General features: G+C 69.3%; 26 protein-coding genes. 8 read left to right on the forward strand and 18 right to left on the reverse strand.

Features of this window, described 5'->3' with window-relative positions:
• Nucleotides 1–128: 128 nt before the first annotated feature.
• The 8 genes from AB0J71_RS32795 to AB0J71_RS32830 form a co-directional block, all read right to left on the reverse strand.
• Nucleotides 129–1805 carry an urease subunit alpha gene (locus AB0J71_RS32795; RefSeq protein WP_364417688.1) on the reverse strand — a complete coding sequence of 559 codons (1677 nt, stop codon included), beginning with the start codon at nucleotides 1803–1805 and terminating at the stop codon, nucleotides 129–131.
• Nucleotides 1802–2545: an urease subunit gamma gene (ureA, locus tag AB0J71_RS32800; protein WP_364417690.1), complete on the reverse strand. Its 744-nt coding sequence runs from the start codon at nucleotides 2543–2545 to the stop codon at nucleotides 1802–1804. Before ureA ends, AB0J71_RS32795 begins: the two co-directional genes overlap by 4 nt.
• Complete coding sequence (locus tag AB0J71_RS32805; protein WP_364417692.1) at nucleotides 2545–3417, reverse strand: ATP-binding cassette domain-containing protein; 873 nt, start codon at nucleotides 3415–3417, stop codon at nucleotides 2545–2547. Before AB0J71_RS32805 ends, ureA begins: the two co-directional genes overlap by 1 nt.
• Entirely contained in the window at nucleotides 3410–4396 is a 987-nt protein-coding gene (locus tag AB0J71_RS32810) for an ABC transporter ATP-binding protein (RefSeq protein ID WP_364417694.1), read from the reverse strand. The genes AB0J71_RS32805 and AB0J71_RS32810 overlap by 8 nt, the downstream gene beginning before the upstream one ends.
• Nucleotides 4393–5250, reverse strand: coding sequence for an ABC transporter permease (locus tag AB0J71_RS32815; RefSeq protein ID WP_364417696.1), 858 nt, complete (start codon nucleotides 5248–5250; stop codon nucleotides 4393–4395). The genes AB0J71_RS32810 and AB0J71_RS32815 overlap by 4 nt, the downstream gene beginning before the upstream one ends.
• Nucleotides 5247–6200: an ABC transporter permease gene (locus tag AB0J71_RS32820; RefSeq protein ID WP_364417698.1), complete on the reverse strand. Its 954-nt coding sequence runs from the start codon at nucleotides 6198–6200 to the stop codon at nucleotides 5247–5249. Before AB0J71_RS32820 ends, AB0J71_RS32815 begins: the two co-directional genes overlap by 4 nt.
• Nucleotides 6197–7825: an ABC transporter substrate-binding protein gene (locus tag AB0J71_RS32825; RefSeq protein ID WP_364417700.1), complete on the reverse strand. Its 1629-nt coding sequence runs from the start codon at nucleotides 7823–7825 to the stop codon at nucleotides 6197–6199. Before AB0J71_RS32825 ends, AB0J71_RS32820 begins: the two co-directional genes overlap by 4 nt.
• A gap of 73 nt (nucleotides 7826–7898) precedes the next feature.
• Nucleotides 7899–8897 (reverse strand): agmatine deiminase family protein, encoded by a 999-nt coding sequence (locus tag AB0J71_RS32830; protein ID WP_364417702.1) that lies wholly within the window; start codon nucleotides 8895–8897, stop codon nucleotides 7899–7901.
• 106 nt (nucleotides 8898–9003) lie between these two features.
• Between AB0J71_RS32830 and AB0J71_RS32835 the strand changes: the two genes are divergently transcribed.
• From AB0J71_RS32835 to AB0J71_RS32860, 6 genes are read left to right on the forward strand one after another with little or no spacing between them, the layout of a single operon-like run.
• On the forward strand, nucleotides 9004–9600 hold the full coding sequence (locus AB0J71_RS32835; protein WP_364417704.1) for a TetR/AcrR family transcriptional regulator: 597 nt from the start codon (nucleotides 9004–9006) through the stop codon (nucleotides 9598–9600).
• Nucleotides 9601–9607: 7 nt separating this feature from the next.
• A complete protein-coding gene (locus AB0J71_RS32840; RefSeq protein ID WP_364417706.1) occupies nucleotides 9608–10798 on the forward strand; it encodes a helix-turn-helix domain-containing protein in 1191 nt (396 codons plus the stop codon).
• 48 nt (nucleotides 10799–10846) lie between these two features.
• Nucleotides 10847–12370: an MFS transporter gene (locus AB0J71_RS32845; RefSeq protein ID WP_364417708.1), complete on the forward strand. Its 1524-nt coding sequence runs from the start codon at nucleotides 10847–10849 to the stop codon at nucleotides 12368–12370.
• Nucleotides 12294–13277, forward strand: coding sequence for an arginine deiminase family protein (locus AB0J71_RS32850; protein WP_364417710.1), 984 nt, complete (start codon nucleotides 12294–12296; stop codon nucleotides 13275–13277). Before AB0J71_RS32845 ends, AB0J71_RS32850 begins: the two co-directional genes overlap by 77 nt.
• Entirely contained in the window at nucleotides 13267–14511 is a 1245-nt protein-coding gene (locus tag AB0J71_RS32855; protein ID WP_364417712.1) for a M20 family metallo-hydrolase, read from the forward strand. Before AB0J71_RS32850 ends, AB0J71_RS32855 begins: the two co-directional genes overlap by 11 nt.
• A gap of 23 nt (nucleotides 14512–14534) precedes the next feature.
• Entirely contained in the window at nucleotides 14535–15566 is a 1032-nt protein-coding gene (locus AB0J71_RS32860) for an agmatine deiminase family protein (protein ID WP_364417714.1), read from the forward strand.
• Between the two features lie 230 nt (nucleotides 15567–15796).
• On the opposite strand, the gene AB0J71_RS32865 is transcribed toward AB0J71_RS32860, so the two are convergent.
• The 10 genes from AB0J71_RS32865 to AB0J71_RS32910 form a co-directional block, all read right to left on the reverse strand.
• Nucleotides 15797–16144, reverse strand: a complete 348-nt coding sequence (locus tag AB0J71_RS32865) for a hypothetical protein (protein ID WP_364417716.1) — start codon at nucleotides 16142–16144, stop codon at nucleotides 15797–15799.
• Nucleotides 16141–16386, reverse strand: a complete 246-nt coding sequence (locus tag AB0J71_RS32870) for a hypothetical protein (RefSeq protein WP_364417718.1) — start codon at nucleotides 16384–16386, stop codon at nucleotides 16141–16143. Before AB0J71_RS32870 ends, AB0J71_RS32865 begins: the two co-directional genes overlap by 4 nt.
• Nucleotides 16387–16624: 238 nt before the next feature.
• Nucleotides 16625–17749 (reverse strand): MFS transporter, encoded by a 1125-nt coding sequence (locus AB0J71_RS32875; RefSeq protein ID WP_364417720.1) that lies wholly within the window; start codon nucleotides 17747–17749, stop codon nucleotides 16625–16627.
• Nucleotides 17750–17813: 64 nt separating this feature from the next.
• Entirely contained in the window at nucleotides 17814–18146 is a 333-nt protein-coding gene (locus AB0J71_RS32880) for a bifunctional 3-phenylpropionate/cinnamic acid dioxygenase ferredoxin subunit (RefSeq protein ID WP_364417722.1), read from the reverse strand.
• The gene (locus AB0J71_RS32885; RefSeq protein ID WP_364417724.1) at nucleotides 18143–19009 is read right to left on the reverse strand and encodes a VOC family protein; all 867 of its coding nucleotides are present in this window, start codon (nucleotides 19007–19009) and stop codon (nucleotides 18143–18145) included. The genes AB0J71_RS32880 and AB0J71_RS32885 overlap by 4 nt, the downstream gene beginning before the upstream one ends.
• A 21-nt stretch (nucleotides 19010–19030) precedes the next feature.
• Nucleotides 19031–19948 (reverse strand): 3-(cis-5,6-dihydroxycyclohexa-1,3-dien-1-yl)propanoate dehydrogenase, encoded by a 918-nt coding sequence (gene hcaB / locus AB0J71_RS32890; RefSeq protein ID WP_364417727.1) that lies wholly within the window; start codon nucleotides 19946–19948, stop codon nucleotides 19031–19033.
• Nucleotides 19873–20667 (reverse strand): alpha/beta hydrolase, encoded by a 795-nt coding sequence (locus AB0J71_RS32895; protein WP_364417729.1) that lies wholly within the window; start codon nucleotides 20665–20667, stop codon nucleotides 19873–19875. Before AB0J71_RS32895 ends, hcaB begins: the two co-directional genes overlap by 76 nt.
• Nucleotides 20668–20747: 80 nt before the next feature.
• Nucleotides 20748–21272 carry an aromatic-ring-hydroxylating dioxygenase subunit beta gene (locus AB0J71_RS32900; RefSeq protein ID WP_364417731.1) on the reverse strand — a complete coding sequence of 175 codons (525 nt, stop codon included), beginning with the start codon at nucleotides 21270–21272 and terminating at the stop codon, nucleotides 20748–20750.
• Nucleotides 21269–22582, reverse strand: a complete 1314-nt coding sequence (locus tag AB0J71_RS32905; protein WP_364417733.1) for an aromatic ring-hydroxylating dioxygenase subunit alpha — start codon at nucleotides 22580–22582, stop codon at nucleotides 21269–21271. Before AB0J71_RS32905 ends, AB0J71_RS32900 begins: the two co-directional genes overlap by 4 nt.
• 65 nt (nucleotides 22583–22647) lie before the next feature.
• On the reverse strand, nucleotides 22648–23505 hold the full coding sequence (locus tag AB0J71_RS32910; RefSeq protein WP_364417736.1) for an IclR family transcriptional regulator: 858 nt from the start codon (nucleotides 23503–23505) through the stop codon (nucleotides 22648–22650).
• 244 nt (nucleotides 23506–23749) lie between these two features.
• On the opposite strand from AB0J71_RS32910, the gene AB0J71_RS32915 reads away from it, so the two are divergent.
• Both AB0J71_RS32915 and AB0J71_RS32920 read left to right on the forward strand, forming a co-directional pair.
• Nucleotides 23750–24994, forward strand: a complete 1245-nt coding sequence (locus tag AB0J71_RS32915; RefSeq protein ID WP_364417738.1) for an FAD-dependent oxidoreductase — start codon at nucleotides 23750–23752, stop codon at nucleotides 24992–24994.
• Between the two features lie 10 nt (nucleotides 24995–25004).
• Entirely contained in the window at nucleotides 25005–25634 is a 630-nt protein-coding gene (locus AB0J71_RS32920; RefSeq protein WP_364417740.1) for a TetR/AcrR family transcriptional regulator, read from the forward strand.
• Nucleotides 25635–25744: the final 110 nt, after the last annotated feature.

The raw sequence follows: 25744 nt of genomic DNA on the forward strand, positions 1-25744 counted from the left end.
TTTCGCTCGTTTTGGATCCGATCGTATTGAAAAAGAACGGCAGAGCAAAACTGTTTAAAGCCCGGCGTACGGACGCGACACGGACAAGAGACACCGACCAGCGCTTCTCCAGTCACCAGGACACCTGATCAAAGGAAGTAGAGCCTGTTGAGACTGACGGACTCGGCCGGCGGCGAGGAGACGAGATCGCCGTCGAAGGTGACCGTGCCAGTGGAAGCGTCCACCTGAACAAGCCCCGTACGGTCGTTCCGGACCATCGCCGACGGCCCGAGGCCGCGGGTGTTCCGTACCCCTACACGGCGGCGGCGAGTGGGCATCCGGTCCGATGCGGCAGTCGCGGCGGCCTGGCTGACGAAGGCCACCGACAAGTCGGCGGCTGTGGCTCCGTGCGCGCCGAACTGCGGGCCCAGCACGAGCGGCTCGCACGTGTCGGTCGACGCGTTGGGGTCGCCGGTCACGCCGAAGGCGGGAAACCCGGCCTTGAGCACGAGCTGCGGCTTGGCCCCGAAGTACTGCGGCCGCCACAGCACGATGTCCGCCAGCTTGCCGACGCTGATCGAGCCGATCTCGTGCGCGAGGCCGTGGGCGATCGCGGGGTTGATGGTCAGTTTGGCGATGTAGCGCAGGACGCGGTCGTTGTCGTCGCCTCCCTCAGCACCTCGCTCGCCCTTCATCTTCGCAGCCAGCGCGAGGGTCCGGCGGACGGTCTCACCCGCCCGCCCCATGCCTTGGGCGTCGGAGGAGGTGATGGGGATGACACCGAGGTCGTGCAGGACGTTCTCGGCGCCCATCGTGCCCGCCCGGATGCGGTCGCGGGCCATGGCGGCGTCACCGGGCAGGTCGGTCTTCAGGCCGTGCGCCGAGACGATCATCCCGAAGTGCTCGCCGAGGGCGTCGCGGCCGAACGGCAGAGTCGGGTTGGTGGAGGACCCGATCACGTTGGGCAGACCGGCCATGGTGAGCACGTCCGGAACGTGCCCGCCACCACACCCCTCGATGTGGAAGGCGTGGATCGTCCGGCCGTCCAGGACGGCCAAGGTGTCGCGCACCGACAGGCATTCGTTGAGCCCGTCGGAGTGCAGGGCCACCTGGACGTCGTGGTCATCGGCGACGCGCAGCGCGGTGTCCAGGGCGCGCGTGTGGGCGCCCATGTCCTCGTGCACCTTGAACCCGGAGGCGCCGCCCTCGGCCAGTGCCTCGATCAGCGGCGCGGGATCGGAGGAGGAGCCGCGGGCCAGGAAGCCGATGTTGACCGGCCAGGCGTCGAACGCGTTGAAGGCGTGCCGCAGAGCCCATGGTGAGTTGACGCCGACGCCCCAGACGGGGCCGAACTCCTGGCCGATGATCGTGGTCACGCCGGACGCCAGTGACGCCTGCATGATCCTGGGTGAAAGCAGGTGGACGTGGGTGTCGACGGCGCCGGCGGTGGCGATCATCCCTTCTCCGGAGACGATGGCGGTGCCGGTGCCGACGACGACGTCGACCCCGTCCAGTGTGTCGGGGTTGCCCGCCCGGCCGACGGAGCAGATCCGCCCGGCCCGGATCCCGATGGAGGTCTTGCGGATCCCGAGCAGCGCGTCGATCACCAGCACGTTGCTGATGACCAGGTCGCAGGTCTCCCCCACGGCGGCGGCCTTGAGATGCATGCCGTCCCTGGCCGTCTTGCCGAAGCCGGCGAGGAACTCCTCGCCTCGCCGCTGCGCGTCGTGTTCCACGCGTACGACCAGGCCGGAGTCGCCCAGCCTTACCAGATCGCCGGTAGTCGGGCCGTGGACGGCGGCGTATTCGAATGCTTGTGTGGTCATGGCGCGTCCTCTCTGCCGCTCATGCTTCCGGCGGAACCCGGGGTGGGCTCCCGGCCCGCGGGACGGTCGAGGTACCCGCAGGCGCGGGCCCGGCGCAGGGCCTCCTCCCGGGCTCCGGGGGCGTCGAGCGGGCCGTCGACGAGCCCGGCGAAGCCGACCGCGACCCGGGCGCCGCCGATCGGCGTCAACGGGACGACGACGGTGTCGCCCGGGGCGAAGCGCAGGGTGGAGCCGGCCGGGATGGCCGCCCTCCTTCCGTAGGTGGCCGCGCGGTCGAAGCGCAGCCTCGGGTTGACCTCGAAGAAGTGGAAATGAGAGGTGACGCCGATGGGCACGTCGGCGGTGTTGGTGACCTCGACGGTCACCACCGCTTCCGGCATGGCAGGCGGCGCGTCGGCCGGGACGATCGCCCCGGGGGCGAGCGGGCCGAGCGAGCCGGCATCGATCGGGTCGACGATCACCGCCAGCCTGGTCCCGTCCTCAAAGACGGCCTCCACCTGGACCTCGGTGACGATGTCGGCGACGCCGGGCAGGACGTCGTCGACGCCGAGGACCGTGCGTCCCGCCGCGATCGCCTCGGCGAGCCGGGCGCCGTCCCTGGCGGTCTCGCACACGGTGTCGGCGATCAGCGCCGTCGCCTCCGGGACGTTGAGCCGCAGTCCCCGCGCTCGCCGCGCGCGGGCGAGTTCAGCGGCGGTGAACAGGAGCAGCCGATCCTGCTCGGTGGGGGTGAGACGCATCAGTTCTTCCTGTGGTCGGATGGTGAGGGGGAAGGCGTCGCCGCACGGGCGAGGGCGCGGCGGTGGGCGGCGACTGCGCCCGGATCCCAGCCGGGCCTCGGCGCCGAGTCCAGCAGCAGCCGGGTGTACGGGTGCTCCGGCGCGGCGAGGACCCGTGCGGTGGGGCCCCGTTCGACGATCGCCCCGCGCCACATCACGATCACGTCGTCGGTGACCCACCGGACGACTCCCAGATCGTGGGTGATGAACAAGTAGCCGACGCCGGTCTGCTCCCGGATGTCGGCCAGCAGGTTGAGAATCTGCGCCTGCACCGAGACGTCGAGCGCCGCCACCGCCTCGTCGAGCACGAGCACAGCGGGTTCGACGGCCAGAGCGCGGGCGATGGCCAGCCGCTGCCGCTGGCCGCCGGACAGTTCGCGCGGCAACGCCGCGGCGGCCCGCTCCCCCAGGCCCACCTGGTCGAGGAGTTCGGCGATCCGAGCGGTAGCGTCGCGCCGGGGGAAGTGCAGCCGGAGGGTCTCACGCAGCGCCGCCGCCGCGGGGATCCTCGGGTCCAGGGAGAGGAACGGGTCTTGGAAGACCATCTGCGCGTCACGGGCTCGCCTCAGCCGTTCGGCGCGGCCGTGCCGCCGGCTCCGCGTCCGGTCGCGTCCCGCCACCGTCACCTGGCCGGCGTCTCCCTGTTCGAGGCCGACGATGATCCGGGCGGTGGTGGTCTTGCCTGACCCCGACTCTCCGACCACGCCCAGCGATCGGCCTTTGGCCAGGGTAAACGAGACGTCGTCCACCGCGAGCACCGGACCGTACGTCTTGCGCAGGCCGCTCACCCGCAGCACGGGATCGGCGGCGCCTACCGCGGTCGGCTCATCCACGGGAGCGGTCTCCTTCCTGCACGTTGGCGAGGACGAGTTCGCCCGCGCGGTGGCAGGCGACGCCGCCGTCCGGCTCGGGCCGCTCGGCACGGCAACGTTCGATCGCGTGCGCGCATCGGGCCGCGAACGGGCAGCCGGGCAACCGGGCATGCAGATCGGGAGGCTGGCCGGGGATGGCGTCGAGCCGCTGGCCGGGCGCTTCCAACCGCGGCGTGGACCGCAGCAGCGCTGCCGTGTACGGGTGCCGCGGCGTGGCGAACAGCGACGCAGCCTGGCCGTGCTCGACGATCCGGCCGGCGTACATGACGAACACGCGGTCGCTGATCGCAGCCGCCAGCCCGAGGTCGTGGGTGACGAAGAGCATCCCCGTCCCGAACCTGTCCCGCAGGTCCGTCAGCAGAGCCACGATCTCGGCCTGGGTGGTGACGTCGAGCGCGGTGGTGGGTTCGTCGCACAGGAGCAGCCCAGGATCGTTCATGAGTGCCGAGGCGATCATGATCCGCTGGAGCATGCCACCGGACAGCTCGTGGGGGTACTGGTGGAGAACGCGGTCGGTCAGCCCGACCGCCGCGAGCAGATGCCGAGCGCGTGCCATCGGCTGGACGCCGTCGGCTCCGCCGTTGACGCGGGCGCTCTCGGTGAGGAAGTCCCCCAGCCGCCGGAGCGGGTTGATGCCCGCCCGCGGGTCCTGAAAGATCATCGAGACGGTACCTGCCCGCAGGCGCCGCAGCCGGGCGGGCGTCATCATGAGGACGTTCTCGCCGGCGACCCTGACCAGCCCTTCCACGGAGGCCTGACGGGGGAGCAGCCCGAGCGCCGTCCGCAGTGTCATCGACTTGCCCGAGCCCGACTCCCCGACGAGGGCGACGATCTCCGAGACGCCGACGGTCAGGTCGACGCCGTCCAGAACGGGTCGGGTGACGCGGGGTAGCCCCAGGGTCAGCCCGTCGATCTCCAGCACGTGAGTCGAGGCGCTCATTGTTCCCTCCTGGCGACCCGGTCGGCCCAGTGCTCGCCGACGACGTTGAAGGCCACGACCGTCACGACGATCGCGACGCAGGGCAGGACGGCCGGCAGCGGCTTGCCCTGCAGGAGGGCGCTCTGCCCGGCGTTGATCATCGATCCCCAGTCCGGGGTCAGCGGCGCCACACCCAGGCCGAGGAAGGACAGCGCCGCCATGTCGAGCAGCGCGTACCCGAAGTTGACCGTGGACTGGGCCAGAACGACCGGCGCGATGTTCGGGATCAGGTGCCGCAGGCAGATCGACAACCCGGAGAACCCCTGGACGCGGTAGGCGGCGAGGTATGGACGCTGTCGTTCGCTCAGCGTGAGGCTGCGCGCCAGTCTGCTGACGAACGGCAAGTAGGCCAGCGACAGCGCGGCCACCGGAGCGAGGAGCCCCTCCCCGTAGAGGGCCACGAAAAGGATCGCCAGCAGCAGTCCAGGGAACGCAAGCAGCAGTTCGCTGCTGCGGGAGAGGGCCGTGTCGATCCAGCCTCCGCGCCAGCCGGCGGTCACCCCGACCACGACGCCGAGGACGGTGGAGAAGGCCACGATCCCAAGGGGGCCGAGCAGCGAGGTGCGTGATCCCAGGAGCAGACGGGACAGGGTGTCGCGACCGGCGATGTCCGCGCCGAGCGGATGTCCGGACGACGGGTCGGCGAGCGCGGCGCCCAGGTCGGTGGCGTTGGGGTCGGCGGGCGCCAACCACGGGGCGATCAGGGCGACGAGGACCACCAGTCCGGCGAAGGCGAGGCACGCCAGGTACAGTCCGTTCCGCCGAGTTCGGAGGTGCTTCAGCCCTGGGCGGCGGCTCAGCGCGGCGGCCGTCATTGGGCACCCCTCGCGCCGTACCCGACCCGCGGGTCGATCAGCGGGTGAAGGAGGTCGACCACCAGGTTGACCACAACGAACAGGGCGACGACGAGCAAGCTGATCGCCTGGACGACGGGGAAGTCCTTCACCGACACCGAACGAGCCAGGAACTCCCCCAGCCCGCCCAGCCCGAACGCCGACTCCACCAGCACGGTGCTGATCACCAGCCCGGAGACGGTCAGGCCGCTCATCGTGCTGATCGGGCCGAGCGCGTTGCGCAGGACGTGCCGGCGGATCACCGTACGCTCGGGGATGCCGCGGCTGCGCGCCACCTCGACATGTTCCCTTCCGAGCTCGTCCAGCATCGAGGTCCTGGTTACGCGGGTCAGGACGCCGATCCAGTAGAGCGACAGGGCGACGGACGGCAGGGTCAGGTGGTAGATCATGTCCGCCACGCCCTGGCCGCTGCCGATGGCCGGGAACCAGCCGAGCCGCACCGAGAACAGCCACAGCAGCACGATCGCCGCCACGAACGACGGCGTCCCGAGCGCGACGGTCGTCCCGACCAGGACGGCCGAGTCGGTGCCGCCGCCCCGCACCGCGCTGATCCAGCCGAGGGCCACGCCGAACACCACGACCAGCAGGGCCGACATCGCGATCAACAGCAAGGTGGCGGGCAGCCGGGCCTCGATCAGGCCGAGGACCGGGCTGCGGTACTGCACCGACTGGCCGAGGTCACCGGTGACCACCTGCCCCAGCCACTTGGCGTACTGGATGAGGAACGGGTCGTCCAGGTGGTACTGGGCGCGGATCGCCTCCAGCGCCTCCGGGTTGGCCGCGCGCCCGGCGAGCAGGAAAGTCTCCGGGGAGCCTGGGGCCAGATATAGGGCGCCAAACACGAGGAACGACGCGGCAACCAGGGTGGCGACCAGACCGGCCAGCCGCCGGGCCAGGTAGGCGGCGATCATCCGGCCGCCCCCACGTCCGCCGCCCACGGGTAGTACATGTAGGCGATGGTGGTCGGTGCGCCGGTGATCCTCTTGTTGAGAAACATGGTGGTGGGCCACTCGGCGACAGGGATCCACAGGGCCTGCTCGGCCGCCATCCTCTGCAGCCGCGCGGTCAGCTCCGCCCGCTTGGCGAGGTCGTACTCGGCGGCGGCCTGGTCGAAGAGCCTGTCGTAGGCCGGGTCGCTGAACCCGCTGTAGTTCTCGAAGTCTCCGCTGCGGAAGACCGAGTAGCTCGCCAGCGGGTCGGTGATGGACAGGTAGTAGGTGTTGGGGAACACGTCCACCGCCTCCCGCGCCGTGGGATCGGAGAACAGGGCGGTGTAGGCGTCGGGCGCGATCGTCTTGAGTTCCACGTCCAGCCCGATCTCGGTGCCCGCGGCCTGGACGGCGGTGGCCAGCAGCGACACGTCGGGCCCGATGGGACTGGTCGCCACGACGACCTTCTTGCCCGTGGCGCCCGCCTCCCGGATCAGCCGCCTGGCCTGCTCGACGTCCCGGGAGGCGGGCGCGAGGCCGTCGTAGGCGGTGTCGATCGCCGTCTCGGGGACGCCCTGCCAGGCGTCGCGCGGGGCGGGCGCCGCGGAGAGCGCGCCGACGCCGCCGAGGCCCGTCCTGACGAAGCCCTGACGGTCGAGGGCCAGCATGAGCGCCTTGCGGACACGCACGTCACCCACGGCGCCCTTGAGGTTCGTGACGCTCAGGCTGACCGTGGTCAGGCTCTTGCCGAAGTACAGCTTGCCCTTGCCGCTGGCCTCCAGCCGGGGATAACTGTCCGGTGTGATCAGGTAGCCCCCGTCGGTCTCCCCGGTGGTCATGGTGGCGGTTCTGGTCGTGACATCGGGGATGAAGCGGAAGGTCACCTTGCCGGCCTTGGCCCGCCGCCCCCAGTACCCGGCGAAGCGGTCCAGTTCGATGGACTGCCCTTTGGTCCAAGTGCCGAGCGTGAACGGGCCGGTGCAATCCACTCCGCCGTCGGCGGTGCCGAAGCGCTTTCCCATCGCCTCGGCGGCCTTGGCGCTGACCACCGTGCCGGCGGAGGTCGCCATCCACTGTGGGAACAGCGCGTCGGGTCGCTTCAGCGTCACGGTGACCTGCATCGGGCCAGTCCTGGTCACCGACTCGACGTTGTCGAGCGCCTTGTTCCAGTACGACCCCAGTGCCGGGTCGAGATGGCGCCGGATGCTGTAGACGACGTCGTCGGCGGTCATCTCTCCGCCGCCGTGGAACTTCACGCCGGGCCGGATCGTGTAGACGAAGGTCTTCGGGTCGGGGTTGGCCACCTTCGTGGCGAGGCCCGGCTCCATGGTGAGCTCGGGCGTCCAGCGCATCAGGCTCTCGCACACGTTCGCGAGAATCATGTTCTGCGGATAGTCGAAGGCGTGGATGTAGTCCAGCCCTGAGGGTTCGGCGTAGAGCGCCCAGGTGAACGCTGGGATGTCCCCCTTGGCCGGCGGCGTGCCCGCCGAGAGCGTGTAGGACGTCCCCCCCGGCACACCGCTCGGGGCTGTGCCGCCGCAGGCGGCGACGAGGACGCAGAGGACGGCTGCTCCCGCGAGGTTGCGCGGCTTCGGGGATCGACGCACGGAAGGCTCCCTGGTTCGTGGATCGGCGCAGACGGCGAGCACGGTCCCGCGCGTCATCGGCCGGCCCGGCTCGTCATGGGCGAGGCGCCGGGATCTGCTGGGTGATGCAGTGCACTCCCCCGCCACCGAAGGCGATGGCGCGTGAGGGCACCCCGACGACCTTGCGGTCGGGAAAGGCATCCGCGATGACCGCCAGGGCGCCCTCGTCAGCCGGGACGCCAGCGACCGGCACGACGACCCCGCCGTTGGCGACGTAGAAGTTCAGGTAGCAGACCTCGGTGGTCACGCCGGCGACCGTCGCGAAGGCGCTTTGCGGCACCTCGATGATCTTCAGCTGGCGGCCGCGGGCGTCTGTGACCGCCTGGAGCACCGCACGGTTGGCGCGCATGCGCGCATAGTCGGGGTGGGCCGGATCTTCGGGCAGCGACACGATCACGGTGCCGGGTGCCGCGAAGGCGCAGACGCCGTCCACGTGACCGTCGGTCTCGGTGTCCTCCAGCCCTCCATAGGGCAGCCAGATGATCTTTTCGACCCCGAGCTTCGCCTTCAGCTCGGCCTCGATCTCGTCCCGGCCCAGCCGGGGGTTGCGGTTGGGGTTCAGCAGGCACTGTTCGGTGGTGATCAGGGTGCCTTCGCCGTCGACGGTGACTGCGCCGCCCTCCAGCACCATCTCCGACCGGACGGTCTCGGCCCCGAGCAGGTCGAGCAGTCGCGCGCCGACCTTGTCGTCGGAGTCGTAGGGCGCGTGCTTCTCCCCCCACGCGTTGAACCGGAAATCCACCCCGGCCCGGCGGCCGTCGCCGGTCAGCGTGAAGATCGGCCCCGAGTCGCGCAGCCACGAGTCGTCGATCGGCAGCCCGATCACCTCGACGGCCGCGCCGCAGGCCGCGCGGGCGTCCTCGACCTGGTCGGGCCGGGCCACCATCGTGACCGGCTCGAACGCCGCGATCGCCTGTGCCACTGCCGCGTACTCCGCCCGGACCTCGGCCAGCACCGCGCCCCAGAGATCTTCGCGAGTCGGCCAGGCCATGAGGCACCCCTCGTGTGCCTCCCACTCCGCCGGCATCCGCATGACAGCCTCCTCACTGGCTGAAATTTCAGTCAGCCCCTCATCAGTGGCTGCTATGGTGTGGCTGACTTAATTTTCAGTCAAGACCTTTGAGGATATTTTCAGTAACGTGAGCGAACTGAGTCATCGTCAGAAGTCGATCCTGGAGGCGGCGACGCGGGTGATCGCCAGGCGCGGCGTGCGAGGGCTCCGCGTCGAGGAGCTGTCGGCAGAAGCGGGGGTCTCTACAGCGCTGCTCTATTACCACTTCGGGGACCGTGCCAATCTGCTGCGCCGGACCCTGGAGTTCATCAGCGACCGCGCGGACCGGTACACCGGCGAAGGCGTCTCGGCCGACGCCGACCCGTGCGCGGCACTGGAGCGCACCCTGCTCCTGGAGCTGCAGGACGACCCCGACGTGCGGGAGAACAGCACCGCCTGGGGCGAGCTGCGGGCCAGCGCCGTCTTCGAGCCGGAGCTGCAGGACCAGCTACGCACGTCCACCGAGCAATGGGTGCGCGACATCGCCGAACTGGTGGAGCGCACGCGGGCCTGCTCGGCGACACCGGCCGCCTCACACCCTGCCGACACCGCCGAGCGGCTCACCGCCCTGGTCGAAGGGCTCAGCGAGCGCTGGCTCAGCGGCTCGATCACTTTGGAGCGGGCCCGCCACCTGCTCCGCGACGCGATCGCGGCCGAGGTCGGCGAGACCCTTCACACAGGCTGAGACGTCGATGGCAGACGAGCACCAGGACGAGACCGGCTCACCCGTACCCGGCGGAGAAGGTCGGCGCGACCTCCGGGCCATAGCCGCCGCGACCCTCGATCGCCTGCCCGAACTCATCGAGGCATTCGTGACCCAGGTGGTCACGCTACCCGGGTATGCGAACGGCGAGGTCGGCGACGATGAGCTCAGGAGCGGCGCCGGAGCCAGCATCGAACTGCTGATCCGCCACATCGCGGACCTCCCCCTCGACCAGCGCCTGCGCGACGCGTCGGGCGAGATCGGGCGCGCCAGGATGGATGCCGGCGTGCCGCTCGAGTCGCTGATGCAGGCCGTCCGCCTGGACTTCAGGCTCGTCTGGTCGGCGCTGTCCGACGAGATCCAGCCGTCGGAGATGGCGGTCCTCATCGCCGGCGGCGCCGATGTGTGGGAGGCCGTCGAGCAGCATGCCAACGCGGTCCTGATCGGGTACCAGGCGCGGCTGGCGGAGATCACCCGGGCCATCGAGGACGAGCGGCGGGAGTGGTTCGCCCGCCTGCTCGCGACCGACGGGCAGCGGGCCGAGACCGTGAAGCGCGCGGCGCACGTCCTCGGCTTCGTGCCCGAGCGCAGGTTCGTCGTCGCGGTGGCCCGTCGCGGGGAGTCGGCTCTCGCCCGCGTTCGCGCCGACGTCCTGGGCCGGGGCGCTCCATGCCACCTACACACGCAGGCGGAGTCGGACACGCTGCTGTTTCAGTTGCCGAACGGGGCCGGCGACGCTCCTCAGCAGCGGTGGTTCGCCGGGGCGGCGTGCGTGGTGAGCTCGCCCTTCGAGGGTCTCGCCGCAGCTCCCCGCCACATCCGGCTCGCGCAGGCGTGCCGACGAGCACTCGGCGAACTGAACGGCCCCCGGCTCGTCCGCGACGCGTGGCTGGAACTCGCGGCGGCCTCGATCGGAGAGTTCCGGCGCGACCTCGTGCGCGACCTCCTTAGTCCGCTGCGCGGCCTCACGGCGGCGGATCGGGAACGGATCGTCGAGGCGGTGCACACCGTTCTGGAGACCGGCGGCGTCCCCGCGGCGGCCGCGCGCCTGTACTGCCATCGCAACACCATCTTTAACCGGCTGAACCGCTTCCGCGCCCTCACCGGTCTGGACCCGTCGAGCCCGCGTGACGCGGCGTTGATCAAGCTCGCCCTCCTCTGCCTGGAAGCGGCGGACTGAGACCGTCCCCCCGCCGCACCCCGGCTCTGCCGCACACGTGAGCACTCTTTGGACGGCAGCACAGTATTTCGCCTGGAAACCGCGACAACCGCCCCTTCTGCCGCGCGCCCCGTCGCCTTAGGTTTACCGGCAATCCCCCTGACCTCGAGGACTCTCATGCTCACGACCGTGGCCAGGCCGCCCTCGCTGAAACGAGTCGCGGCCGCGTCGTTCACCGGCACCGCGCTGGAGTGGTACGACTACTATCTGTTCGGCACCGCCGCCGCCCTCGTCTTCAACACAGCGTTCTTCACCGACCTCGATCCGCTGGCCGGTACCCTCGCGTCGTTCGCCACCTTCGCGATCGGCTTCGTCGCGCGACCGCTCGGCGCCGCGATCTTCGGACATGTCGGCGACCGCTACGGCCGCAAACGAAGCCTGCTGATCACCATTGTGATGATGGGCGCCGTCACCGGAGCCATGGGCGTCCTGCCCACCTACGAGACGATCGGGCTGGCCGCACCCGTGCTCCTGATCGTGCTCCGCTTCCTGCAGGGGATCGCCATGGGCGGCGAATGGAGCGGCGCCTCCGCCCTGATCACCGAGCACGCGGAGACGCGGAACCGCGGCTTCTACGCCATGCTCCCGCAGCTCGGGAACCCGGTGGGCATCCTCGTCGGGGTCGGCGTCTTCACGCTGCTCACCAACATCCAGTCCCCCGAGTCCTTCCAGGCGTGGGGGTGGCGGGTCCCGTTCCTGCTGGCCGTGCCGTTCACGATCGTCGCGCTGTGGATCCGAACGGCCATCGACGAGAGCCGCCACTTCGCCGCGGAGGCCGCCGAGGCAGGGGCCGCCGAGCGTCGCATCCCGCTCGTCCAGGTGTTCCGCGCGGAGAAGACGCGCCTCCTCGCCGGCATCGGCGTGGCCTTCCTCGGCATTGCGGGCTACTACTTCTCCGACACGTTCCTGCTGAACTACGGCACCCGCCAGCTCGGGATCGACATCTCATTCCTGTTGAACGCCGGACTCGTCGCGTCCGTGCTCAACATCCCGCTCTTCGTCCTCTGGGGCCTGTACGCGAACCGCGTCGGCGGCACCCGGATCTCGGTGATCGGCGGCGTCGCCACCGTCCTGTTCGCCTATCCGATGTTCGTTCTCGTGGGGCAAGGATCTGCTCTCGCGGTCGCCGTCGCGATGGTGACCGGCTCTACGTTGGTCTCGATCTCGTTCGCGGCCAGCGGCCAGATCCTCAACGAGCTCTTCCCGACCGCGACGCGGCAGAGCGGGATAGGCCTGGCCTACAACCTGGCCGGCGCCGTGTCCGGGTTCGTGCCGTTCATCGCCACCGTCATCATCGACGCGGCCGGGGACGCCCGGCTCTGGGCCACCGCCGGCCTCCTCATGGTCATCGCCCTCGTCACCCTCGGCGGCACCGTCGCGGCCCGCCGCCTGAGACTCCCGACCTCGACGCCACCGTCGACTGACCCAGCACACGACAGGAAAGGACCCGCCGCACATGAGCGGTTTCGGCAGATCACGAGTCCACGACAGCCTCGGTCCCGAGCCCGAACCCGGGTTCCACGACCCCGGTGAACTCACCCGCAACTGGGGAGCGAAGTGGGGCGCGGCCGACGAGGTCAGCCCGCTGCGCACCGTTCTGATGCGTCGCCCGAACCCCGGCCTCGCTCGCATCAGCGCCGACGCCTGGGACGACGAGCTGGGAGCCCTCGTCGATCCGGACAAGAACTGGTACTGGCTCGACCGGAAGGCCCCCGACCTCGACCTGCTGCACCAGCAGTACGAGGGCTACGTGGCGGCGTTGCGCGCCGAGGGAGTCGAGGTCGTCTTCGCGCCCGAACTCCCCGAGAGCTTCACGAAGTCGATCTACACCCGCGACCCGCTGATCACCGTTCCCGGTGGCGCGGTCATCACCCGGCTCGCGCCCCGCATGCGGCGCGGCGAGGAGCGGTCCATCACCGCGACCGTCGCCTCCGCGGGGATGCCCGTGCTGGGCACGGTCACCGGAACGGGCATCGCAGAAGGCGGGAGCTTCGTGAAGCTGAACCGCGACGTCGCGGCCTACGGAACCTCCATCCGCTGCAACAAGGAGGGCCTCGACCAGATCCGCCGCCTCGTGGCACCGGCGGGGGTGAACGTCATCGAAGTGCCGCTCCCCGGGTATCTCATCCACCTCGACGGCGCCATGGTCATGATCGACCACGACCTCGCCCTGGTGAACAGCTCGCTGCTCCCGTACGCGTTCCTGACGACACTGCGGACGCTCGACATCGAGACCGTCGAGGTGCCCCTGAGCGAGGAGTGGGCGGTCAACTCGCTCACCGTCGCCCCGCGGCGCGTGATGGTCGCCGACCATCTCACCGCCGCCGCCGAGCTGCTGGCCAAGCACGGCGTGGAGGTCGTCCCCGTGGCCTACAGCGAAATCACCAAGAACGGCGGCAGCCTGCACTGCAGCACGATGGAGCTCCGCCGTGACTGGTGAGCAGCGTGGCCTGGCCGACTCGGTATTCCTGCGGGATTTCGCGTACCTGTCGTCGATCGGCGCGACGCCGAACGGCGGCGTCGACCGGGAGGCGGCGACCCTCCCGGACGCCATGCAGCGGGCCTGGCTCGGCGGCTGGCTGACCTCCCACGGATTCGACGTACGCGTCGACGCGATCGGGAACCAGTTCGGGCTCCTCGACCTGGTCCCCGGAGCGCCGTACATTCTCACCGGTTCGCATCTGGACAGCCAGCCGACGGCCGGCCGGTTCGACGGCGCGTACGGCGTCGCCGCCTCCGCCCACGCCGCCTACGCCGTAGCGCGGCGAGCACGTGAAGGGCGGATGACTCCTCGGCACAACCTCGCGGTGGTGAACTGGTTCAACGAAGAGGGGAGCCGGTTCGCGCCGAGCATGATGGGCAGCTCGGTGTTCACCGGCAAGCTCCCCCTGGAGAGCGCCTACGCCATCGAGGACGGCCGCGGCGTCAGCGTACGCGCGGCGCTAGAGCTCATAGGTGCCGTCGGACCAGCGGCCGACCTGCCGCTCGCCGGGTACGCCGAGATCCACATCGAGCAGGGCAAGGAGCTCGAGGACGACGCCGCCCGGATCGGAGTGGTGACCGGCACCTGGGGGGCGCGGAAATTCCTCGTCACCGTGGACGGCGAGCAGGCGCACACCGGGCCCACCGCAATGGCCGACCGCCGGGACGCCCTGCTGGGCGCCTCCCTGCTCGTCGTGCGCGCCCGGGAACTGGCCGACGAACTGGCGCACGCTCGGCTGCACACCGCCGTGTCGAAGCTCGACGTACGGCCGAACTCCCCCGTGGTCGTGGCCAGACAGGTCGTCTGCAATCTCGACCTGCGCAGCCCCGACCCCGAAGCGCTCCAAACAGCGGAGCGGCTCCTGCGCGAGGCCGCCGCCCACATCGAGCACCGTCACGGGGTGTCCATCACACTCGACCGTACGCACCACTGGGACCGCAACGACTATCCGGCCGACGGCGTCGAACTCGCCGAGGACGTGTGCGCGGAGTTGGGGCTGACGAGCCGCCGGGTCCTGACCGTCGCCGGCCACGACTCGACGAACGTCAAGGACGTCACACCGACGGTGATGCTGTTCGTCCCCAGCAAGGACGGGATCTCACACAACGAGGGCGAATTCACCACCGACGACGACATGGTGGCCGGGCTGTCGGTACTCACCGGCGTCCTGCAACGCCTCTGCGCCGCATGACCACACGGATCGGAGGAGGAGCCTTGGGCGAGCTGCGCATGCCGGCCGAGTGGGAGGCACACGAGGGGTGCCTGATGGCCTGGCCGACCCGCGAGGAGTTGTGGGATGGGATGCTGGCCGAGGCCAGGGCCGAGTACGCCGCGGTGGCGCGGGCGATCGCAGCGTTCGAGCCGGTCACTATGGCGGCCCGGCCGGACCAGATCGAGAACGCCCAGGCGGCCTGCGGCCCGGGTGTCGAGGTGATCGGCTTGCCCATCGACGACTCGTGGTTGCGGGATTCAGGGCCGATCTTCACGTTGACCGACGACGGCCACCGCGTCGGAGTCGACTTCGCCTTCAACTCCTGGGGCGAGCGGTACTTCCCCTACGACTCCGACAACAAGGTCAGTAGGAGGCTGCTCAACCTGCTCGGCGTCCCGCGACGTGCCTCATCGATGGTGCTGGAGGGCGGCGCGATCACCGTCGACGGCGAAGGCACGCTGATCACCACGGAACAGTGCCTGCTGAACGCCAACCGGAATCCGCACCTGGGCCGTCACGACATCGAAGCCGAGCTCTCCGCCCTGCTCGGCGTCGAGAAAGTCATCTGGTTGCCCTACGGTCACGCCGCCGGAGTGACCGACGGGCACGTGGACGGGGTCTGCGTGTTCGCCAGGCCGGGCCGGGTCGTCGTAGAGTCCTGCGTCGATCCCGCCAGTCCCGACTACGCGCGACTGCGCGCCAACCGGGCCGTCCTGGAGGCCGTCACGGACGCGCGCGGACGCCGGCTGGAGATCGTGGAGGTGCCGCCCCAGCAGGTCGTCACCGTCGCGGGACGGCTGGCCAGGGTGGGCTACGTGAACTTCTACGTGGCCGATGGCGGCGTCGTCGTGCCCACGGCCGACACCGCCGACGACGCGCGGGCACTGGAGGCCGTCGCGACGGCCTTCCCGGGCCGCGCGGTCGTCGGGGTGAGAGCGAGCACCATCGCCTTCGGAGGCGGCGGGATCCACTGCATCACCCAGCAGGTACCCGCCCCCGCCGCTTCCGTGCACGGGTCCCTCCTGGTGGACTGAACGGCGACATGGCCGCCCCTAAGTGACACAGGCGGCCATGTCCGCTGCCGGCGCCCCGTCCCGTGCCCGGACATAGCGGCCGATCACCGCGAATGCGCGGCGCCCGTCATTCGACGACGAGGACCGCTCAAGGCCCGTTGCGGAGGCCATGGAGGAGGACACCGGCGTTCGCCTACGGCGACCATGCCCGAACCGTACGCTTCGGCCCGCGACCTCGGTTTCTCGCCACCTCACGAAGAACTCTCGGACGCTTGTACCAACGGCGTCAGGGGGTGGTGGAGGCGTACGCCCGTGAAGCCGCAGTAGCCGCCCTCGTGGCCCTGCCAGACGCGCCCGCCGACCGTGGCACGGTATGTGGCCATCCCGTAGGTGTCGCCCAGCGCGACCGCCTGCGGCGACGGCATGATCATCTGCTTGACTGTGCCGGGCCGCAGGAGTTCCTTCCTCATGTACAACGCGTTGAGGAACCGGGCGCCGCCGAGCGCGGTGCCGGCGAACATCCCGTCCCCGGACGGCAGGCCATACAGGTGGTCAGTGGGGATGCCCGTGGCGCCGTAGGCGGTGAAGAAGTCAGTCACTTGCCGCCGTTCTCGACGTTGTAGCCGTGGGCGAAGCGGTGGAAGGCGTCTTTGGATCGCTCGGCGGTCAGCATGCCCCCTGGCTTCGAGCCCGCTCGCTTGAGGAGGAGCCGGAAGTCGCGTTCGAGGGTCTCATCTCCGCCGGCCGTTCTGCTCAGCACGCGGGTCAGGATGATAGATCCGGTGATGGAGTAGTCGAACTGTTGCCGGGCAACCGGTTCGCGAACGCCCGGCGCCAGCATGGCGAAGGTTTACGGCGGGTCCTGGTCATCGTGCGCGCCTCCCGGCAACAGGGGGCGGTCTCGGGGTCCTGGTACAGGTCGGGGTAGCCCCTCGGTGTGCGTGAGCAGCATCCGGAGCGTGGCGGTGTCCGAGCCTGGCACCTGCTGGCGCGGTGCCCCCGCGAGATCCAGAAGCCCAGGGCCGGAGGGGACCAGCATCGTCAGCAGGCATTGACAGCCGCCCTCAGGGACTCTGTGCCTACGCCATTCTTGAACCGCCGTCGACACGAGCCAGCATCGTGCAGCCAACGGCCGACGCGGCCGCCAGCAACGCGCCCAGCAGGAAGGTGCCACCCGTGCCGGTCTGCGTGACCATCAGCCCTGCAACGGCCGGACCCACGGCCTGGCCGGCTCTGCCGACCGTCCCCCAGTTGGCGAGCAGGCTCGTCCGGCATGGCTCGGTCGCCAGTCGCGCAGCCAATGTCTGCATGGATACCGAGATCAGCGTGAACCCGCTGCCGTATACCAAGGCGGCGACGGCCACGAGCCACACCGAAGCGGTGGTCGCCGTGACGGTGAAGCCTGCTGCGAACAGCGCGAATCCGATGGCCGTCAGGGTCCATGGCCGCCAGCGCCGTAGCAGTCGGCCAGCCGTCAGGGCGCCGACGAAGGCCGCGGCGAGCGGCAGCCCGATCAGCACCCCCCGAAGCCCCTCGGCGGACGGAAGGTGATCCTGTAGGCGGAGCGGCAGCACGGTGAAACTGACACCGAACAGGCAGGCCAGGGCGGCCGCCATCGCCATTCCAGAGCGCAGGATGTGCGACCTGAGCGGCCTCGGCAACGGCAGCACAGGGGTGGCGCCACCGCGGGTTGCCGATCGCACATCGGGCAGCCACAGGGCGACCACGCACGCCAGTGGGATCGCGAGCAGGCACGGAGCAAATGCCGCCCGCCAGCCCGCGACTGCCGTGAGGACGCTGCCGGCCAGGGGCAGCAACGCGAGGCTTGCCATGTTGACCGCACCATTGCGCCCCAGCGCCTTGGGCAGCGAGGTCTCCGCCGCCCAGTCGGCGACGAGCACCAGTGAAAGCGTGAGCAGCACGCCGGTGGCGGTGCCCTGGACCAGCCTCGCGGCCAGCAACGCTGGGTAGCCGGGGCAGAGCATGGCGGCCAGGCCGCCTCCAGCGAACACCAAGAGCGCCGGGACAAGCACGGCGCGGCGGCCCCAGCGACCGATCATGACCCCTGCCACTGGGGTGGCCAGCAGGGCAGGGGCGGAGGTGGCGGATACCAACAGGCCGGCGGCGGCAGCCGACACGTGCAGGGAGGCCGCAATGTCCGGCAACGCGGGCGAGACCAGTCCGGTGGCCATCGATGCGATCACGACGCAAAGTCCCGCCACCAACAGCCCTGGGCGTGGCCCCGAAGAGCCGCGGCCACGCCCAGGTTCACCGGAGGACATACACGAAACCGTCGCGGACGATCACTTGGTAGGTCGTCACCGGCCGTGTCGCGGGAAGGCAGAGCGCCCGGCCGGTGCGTAGGCAGAAGCGCGCGAGATGGTGCGGGCATTCGACCGTCTCCCCCTCGACCCAGCCCTCTGCCAAGGAGGCGGTTTCGTGGCTACAGGTGTCAGCGATGGCCAGCAGTTTCCCGTTCACGTTGAACACCGCGACCGGATCTCCGCCCGCCAGCACAGCGACCTCCCCAGGGGGCAGGTCATCCACAGCGCAGACGCGGTGCTCACTGCGAGTGTGGCCGCCGGTTCCTGATCCGCTCACTGTGTGGCACCGGCGGCGTGGTGCCCCCAGGAGCTCGGGCCAGTCAGTCTCGCGGGCCGCCAGATCTGGTCATCCACCAGCAGACCACCCCAGCCGATCTCCACCGTGAACCCGGACGGGGTGGCGGCGTAGAAGGAGACCACGCCGTCGTTGCTGTGTCGGCCGAGCGATGCGGCCACGGGTGCGGCTCCGGCCAGGCATCGGTCGTAGGAGTGCCCGACGTCGTCCAGCGTACCCAGCTCGACCATGAAGTGGTGCATGCCCTCGTCCGCATCGGCGTCGACCAGCGCCAGGCTGTGATGGCGCGCGTTGCAGTGCAGGAAGGTCACGCTGGTGCCGTGCAGGTCGAGCTGGTCAGTGAGCCGCATGCCCAGGAGGTCACGGTAGAAGTGGAGGGCTGCCTCGTAATCGCGAACGGCGAGGACGGCGTGCCCAACGCCCAGGCCATCGGCGAGGAACGTGCTGCCCGTGGGCGAGGCGAAGGGCTCCGTCGTGGCGAGGGCGCCCCGGATCAGGTGAACCTGGTAGCCGGCTGGGTCGACGGTGTACAGCAGCTGCTGTACGTCGCGACGCTCAGCCTCCTCACGGCTCGCCTCCTGCACCGCGTAGCCGGCCTTCTCGAGTCGCGCCACGATCTCGGCCAGCTCCGCCTCCTCACCGACTTCCCAAGCCAAGTAGTCGAGCCTGTCCTGGTCGCCAGCCGTGACGGCCAGCCGGTAGGTCATCCTGTCCATCCTCAGCCGCAGCTCTCCCGACGGCGCCGGGGTCTCCTGCATGCCGAGGACTGTGGTGCCGAACGTGCGCCAGGCAGCCAGGTTCCGGCTTTCCACGCCCAACTGCGCGAGCGCGCGGACACTGCTCATGATTGTTCTCCGATCATTTCGTTACAGATCACTGGCGGCGGGCCTGTTGCCGCTGCCCGCTCGGTGGAAGACGCCGCGTACGCCAATCCCGCCATCGGCTTCGATCACGGCTCCGGTCATCGCCTTCGCGCCTGAACGGGAGGCGAGCAGCACATAGGCGGACGTCATGTCGTCCACGGTCGGGACCACGCTCAGTGGCAGGGCCCGTGCCATCACGTCCTGCCAGTCACCGGCCCGCGTGGAGATGGACGCCGAGTCCAGCCCGAGCGCTGTCGGGCCTGACAGCTCGGTGGCCATACCCCCTGGTGCGACGGCGTTGACTCGGATGTCCGGCGCCAGCTCGTAGGCGAGCTGGCGCAACAGGCCGTGTGCCGCATGCTTGGACGCGGTGTACAGCGGGCCGCCGCCGTCAGGGTGGAACGAGGCGTTGGACAGGGTCAAGATCAAGGAGCCCCGGCTGCGGCGGAGCGCCGGAGCCGCAGCCTTGGCCGCTAGCAGATATCCCTTGACGTTGGTATGGAACACCTCGTCGAAGGCATCGTCGACAGATTCGGCGGGGAGACTGTCCAAGCTGGCCTGAAAGTCCCAGATACCCGCGTTCGCGACCACCACGTCCAGTCGGCCGAACCGCTGTCGCACCTGCTGGATCGCACGCTCGTTGTCCCTCAGCGAGCGGACGTCCCCGACGATGCCGAGTATTTCTGGCACCTCTGTTGTGAGCCTTTTCAGCCGTGTGGCGGAGCGGTCGAACGCGGCGACATGCGCCCCCTCCGTGATGAAGCGCTCCGCAATGGCCCGACCGAGCCCTGCACCGCCGCCGGTGATCAGGGTCACCTGTCCATCGAGCCAGCCCACTGCATGGGTCATGGTCGAGTGAGGAACTCGGTGACCAGGCTGTTGAACGCCGTGGCCCGCTCGGACTGAACCCAGTGCGCACATTGAGAGAAGACGTGCAACTCCGCCTGCGGTAGCTGCCGCAGCAGGAACATCGCCGCGTCCATGGGCACAGTGCGGTCGTCGCGACCCCAGACCAGCAGGACTTCATGCTGCACCTGGTCGACCTGCCGCCACAGGTCACCTCGTTTGCCGGAGCGGAAGATCTGGTTCATGACGTCGTAGAACCGCATCGTCTCCGGATCGGTGGCCGCCCGCAGCCGCTCATCGATGAGCTCGTCGTTCTCGCCCGCGCCGGCGTAGGTCATCACCTCGACCAGTTCCCGCATCTTTTCCCTGGTCGGGCCCTCGTCGGCGTAGAACCGTCCCATCACTCGGTAGCCCTCGGAGGGCTCGGGCGCGAAGAGCGGCACCCCACCGCCGGTTCCCATCAGCACCAACCGTCTCGCGCGTCGCGGCGCTTGCAGGGCGATCGTCATCGCGGTCGCACCGCCCATGCTGTTCCCGACGAAGTCCGCCTGGCCGATCCCGAGCTCGTCGAGCACCGACAGCACGGCACGAGCGTTGTACGGATTGAGCTCGGCGGGTGTCGAGTGTGCCGGCTTGTGCGACCGCCCGAATCCGGGCTGGTCTATGACCAGCACCCGGAACCGCTGTGCGAGCACCGGCACATTGGCGCGGAAATTGCTCCAGCCGGAGGCCCCGGGTCCGCCGCCGTGCAGCAGCACAACCGGCGGGCCATCTCCGATGTCATGCACGTTCATCGGTCCGACGCTGGTCGTGATCAGTGCGGCTGCGCCGTCAGCGGCAGCGGCTTGGGGCGGAGTCATGTCAGTAGCCCCCATCAGAAGAACACACTGATGTTGTTGGCCAGCACGACGGTCTGATCCAGCAGGACCTTGCGCGAGGCGATCCGCAGCCCGTCGTGAGTGCGACGGAGCACGTCCTGACGATCGGCCGCGAACACGTTGACCTCGCGCTCCAAGCGGTGCTGATAGACGAGGAGGCTGGATCGAACGACGAGCTCCGACCCGTCAGGCTTGATCCGGACGTTGGTGACGAACCGCCGCGTGCGCGATGGCGGATCCTCCGACCATGCCTGGTTGCTCTCGATACGGCGAACACGGATGGTGAGACTGCTCAGGTCTTCGTCGTAGTGCGCCATCTCGTCCGGCCCGGCGACCTCCAGCTTGTACTCCCGGATGCTGCGGTTCGTCCGGGTGGGCACCCAGTAGCGGACGTCCTCGGTGAAGAGTTCCAGCCACTCCCGGAACCCCCGGGCGTCGAGCAGTTCGGCCTCGGCGTAGAGAAATTGCTCGACCTCGAGCTGGAGGACCGGATCCAAGGCGGCGTGGGGGATCGTGTTCATCGGGTGATCTCCTGTCCGGCGCGTGCCGTGGCGTTGCCCCGCTGGCCGGGCCGAAGGGGTGTCTTCATGAGTTCCAGCCAGCGCTCGTAGAACCCGCGTGCGGCGTTGTCCGAGTAGACGTGGTTGATCCGGCCCGGGTAGTCGGGGTGATCGGACACCTCGTGCCCGATGCCCATCTGGTAGTTCAGATCGACGGTTTGGGCGATGTGCCCGCGCGACACTCGCTGCAGGTCGGTCCAGATCTCGCCGTCGTCCTGCTCGAAGGTCCCGGTCGGGCCGAAGGTCATAGAGGCGAACCGCCGCCAGGCGTCCTTGATCTCCGGCGACTGATCCTTGTCGACGAGTGTCCAGGACCACACCTCCATCTCGTGCGGCCCTCGGGGGTGCCAGACCCTCAGCACTCGGAACGCGCCGAGGAAGGAGAAGTTCGGGAAGACGGTGGCGTGACAGCCGATGGGGCCGCCCGCCTTGACCTCCCCGAGCCGCTCCCAGACAGCCGGGTCCGCGTAGTCGGCAGCCAGCACGGGGCCCAGGACGGTGGAGCCGGCACCGGTCGGGTCATGGAACCAGCCACCGCCCGAGCCCTGGCTCGTCATCTGGCTGCCGACGCTGGGCAACACCATCTCAGACAGGTCGGCCCCCTCCGGGGCCAGCGACTGCCAGGCCGAGGCGTGCAACATGAAGGAGTGGTACATGTCGCTGGCGAACTGCTCTGCGGCGAGCTTCCAGTTGCCGCCCATCACCCACTTCTGCACCCCGCCGATCAGCTCCGTGCCGCCCGGGCGGCGGTCCAGGAAGGTGTCCAGCAGGAAGGTGATATCGCCGAGTGCCTCCTCCACCGGCTGGGCTTCGGCGTCCCAGGTGCCGAAGATGAGGCCCTTGTACGACTCCACCCGCGGTACCCGCAGCAGGCCCCAGCGGGACATGTCGAGCTCGTTGCGGTAGCCCTCGGCCATGTTCGGCACCGAGACGAGGTCGCCATCGAGCCCGTAGGTCCAGCCGTGGTAACTGCAACGGAATGCCCTGGTGGTGCCAACATCCGCCCGGCACACCTTCATACCGCGGTGGCGACAGGAGTTGAGGACGGCGCCGATGCTGCCGTCGGAGCGGCGTACAACGATGACCGGGTCCTCACCCATGTACGTCGACACAAAGCTGCCCGGCTTCGGCAGTTGGCTCTCGTGCGCGAGGAACAGCCAGGAACGGCTGAAGATGCGCTCGAGTTCCAGGCGGTAGATGTCGTCATCCACGAAGACCTTGCGGCTCATCACGCCGCGTTCAAGGTCAACATGCTCATCGAGATCGATCATGTGCCTTCTCCGTCCCAGACCGGCGACCGCTGGTCGCCGTCATCCGTACTGCTGAGGTTCCGGTATTAGACGAGCTGATCCGGGCCGTCCGAAATGGGGTAGTTCCGAGAGGCGGAACCATTCGCCGTGGACGCCCGCAGCCGTTCAGTGCGACTGGGAGAAGCCGGACCGCCGGCACTGCCTGTCTGAACGGACGGCTCAGCCGGACCGAGACGGTCGCTGATCGCCGTTGCCGCAGCGCACACCCGGCTGGCCAGGTGGGTGCGCCAAGCCATGCCAGGCGGCCCAGAGACCGAGATCGCAGCCACCGCTCGACCCGCCCTGTCGGTTACCGGGGCGGCGGCACAGACCAGCCCGGGGATGCACTCCTGCTGGTCCCACGCGATCCTCGAATCGCGTGCCTGGGCCAGGGCGGCCTGCAGCGCCTTCTCACTGGCAACGGTTGATGGGGTCAGCGGGCGCAGCCGACCAGCGAGAATCGATCCAACCTCCCCAGGATCCGCGTAGGCAAGCAGCACCTTGCCGAGTCCTGTGGCGTAGGCGGGCATGCGCCCGCCTACCCTGGTGGGCGTAGGCATCCGCCGATGTCCGAAGATCTTGCTGAGATACAGCACTTCGCCCTGGTCGAGAACACCCAAATGGACCGTGTGACCCGTCGCTGCGGCCAGTTCATGCAGATACGGAAGGGCGATCTGCTGGACCCTGGAGTTGGGTCCGACGCCCGCGAGCGAGCCGAGTTCGAACATGGTGATGCCGAGCCGCCAGCGCCCGTCCCACCGTTCCACAACCCCCTGCTCGGCCAGCACCGCCAGAAGGCGATGTGCCGTTGACTTCGGCATGCCACACCGCCTCGCCAGTTCGACGACGCCGATCGGCCCCCCAGTGGGCGCAAAGGCGCGCAGCAGGGACAATGCCTTGCCCACCGAACTCCCTGATTCCCCGGCCGCAGTGCCAGCGTTCGTCATGATCCCTGCCCGATGTAATTTGCGACATGGTGTCACACGGACTGTCACATTCTTATGCACCGAGGTCAAGGGGGCCGAGGCGCGCGCATGGAGACCACGCCTGAAGAACTTGTGAGAACCGATCTCGACGCGTCACAGCGGTTCCGCGCAGTTGAACCAGGCCCTGTCCTGGCCGGATCCGCCTGACTAGCGTCCCGCGACCATGAGCATTCGCGAGGTAGCAATCATCGGTGCCGGGACGGCAGGTGTCGCAGCGGCGATGGCCCTGCGAGACGGCGGCTTCGAGGGGACGATCAACCTGCTTTCCGCAGAGAAAAGGCTGCCCTATCGGCTGCCGCCACTGTCCAAGGCTGTACTTGCCGGCACGTCCGGCCCAGAGCCGCTCCGGCCCGCCGAACACTACCGCGATCAAGACATCCGCCTTCATCCCGAAGCGCGTGTAAGGGCCATCGAGCCTGCGACGCTGCACATCACCAGCGCGGCCGGAACCTTCGCCCCTGACGCGGTCGTGATCGCTACCGGCTCCTCCCCGTACCGGCCCCACTGGACCGGAATGGAGCTCGACGGGGTGCACGTCCTTCGCACACTCGTCGATGCCGAAGCCCTCAAGGCCGAGCTGACGCGCGCTGCCGAGCTCGTCGTGATCGGCGGAGGCTTTGTCGGCACCGAGGTGGCCTCGGTCGCCAGTCGGCTCGGCATCGAAGTCACCATCGTGGAAGCCGGACCGGCTCTGCTCGGCCGCGCCATCGGGCCGGCGGCCGGCGACTGGATCGGGCGGCTGCATGCCGCCCACGGCGTGCAGGTGCTCACCGGCCGGACCGTCACCGGACTGCGCGGACGGAACCGTGTCGAAGCGGTAACGCTCGCCGACGGCACCGAACTGCGAGCCGACACAGTGCTCATCGGCCTCGGCGCCGTGCCGCGGACCCGACTTGCCGCACAGCTTGGGGTGGGCGGGCCTGCAGGCATTGAGGTGGACGGCGCCTTCCGCACCGCTCGTCCGGGCGTGTACGCGATAGGTGATGTTGCGCTCGCCTCCGCCGGGCCTGGCGGTCAGCGGATCCGGCTGGAGCACGAGCGCACCGCCGAACAGCACGGCGTAGCGGTGGCCGGCGCGCTGCTGGGCCATCCACCCGCGCCGGCCTCGGTGCCGTGGTTCTGGTCGGATCAGCATGGCGTGACGCTGCAGGTCGCCGGGCTGCCCGACGGTGAGCTGGAGACCGTGGTGGAGGACACCGATGACGGCCGCCTGCTGGTCACCTGGCACACCGGGGGCCTGGTTCGGGCGGTCCTCGGTGTCAACCGGCCTCGTGACGTCCAGGCGGCGATGCGGGAGATGAGGTCCGGACGGTACCCGCGCCTGCCCGCCCGCTGCGGCAACCAGATCCCTGAGCTCGATCAGCGTTCCTCCGACCACCACGGACCGGGGCCTGCCAATGCCGAATAGACTGATCGCCGTGGCTTCCAGACCAGCCGTCCAGGCACGGGCACGGGCCCGCCGGCGGGACGTCCGGGCGGACATCCTTAACTCTGCGAGGTCGCTACTCGCCGAGGTCCCGTTCGCGGATCTGTCGATCGATATGGTGATGGCGGCGGCGGGCCGATCCCGGACCATCTTCTACCGCCATTTCGACGACAGGCAGCAGCTTCTGCTCGCACTGCTGGAGGAACTCGGCGGCGAGATGACCGCCCTCGGGCAGGATTGGACACAGGAAAGCGCCGGCCAAGTGATCCTGCGACTGCGTGAGGACCTCGGCGGCCTAGTCGACATCTGGGTGCGGAACGGCTCTCTCATGCGCGCGCTAGCGGCTGCCGCCGCCCAGGATCCCGAGGTCGACGCCATGTACCACGCGCTTGCGAACCGGTTTGTCGCGATTATCGGCGAGCGCATCAAAGCCGATATCGCGAGCCGAGCGAGCACCGTGGCCAATGGGACGGAAACCGCGCGTGCGCTCGTCTGGATGACAGAACGCTACTTGTCGGAGTGCTTCGGGCGCGGGCCTGCCGCAGTGCCGCCCGAGACGGCGAAGAAGACTCTAGGCGACATCTGGGTTAGAGCCATCTACGGCATATCGCCCGACTGCTGACATGCTCGCTGGGCAGAACCTTGCTCCGACAGCAGGCATCGATCCAGAGGTTCACGACGGCAGGACCTCACCCCCGCTCCATCACCGCATACACGCGTAGCCTGCGGACG

Origin of the sequence: Nonomuraea sp. NPDC049637 (assembly GCF_040675235.1) — a bacterium.
In the GTDB taxonomy this organism is placed as follows: Bacteria; Actinomycetota; Actinomycetes; order Streptosporangiales; family Streptosporangiaceae; genus Nonomuraea.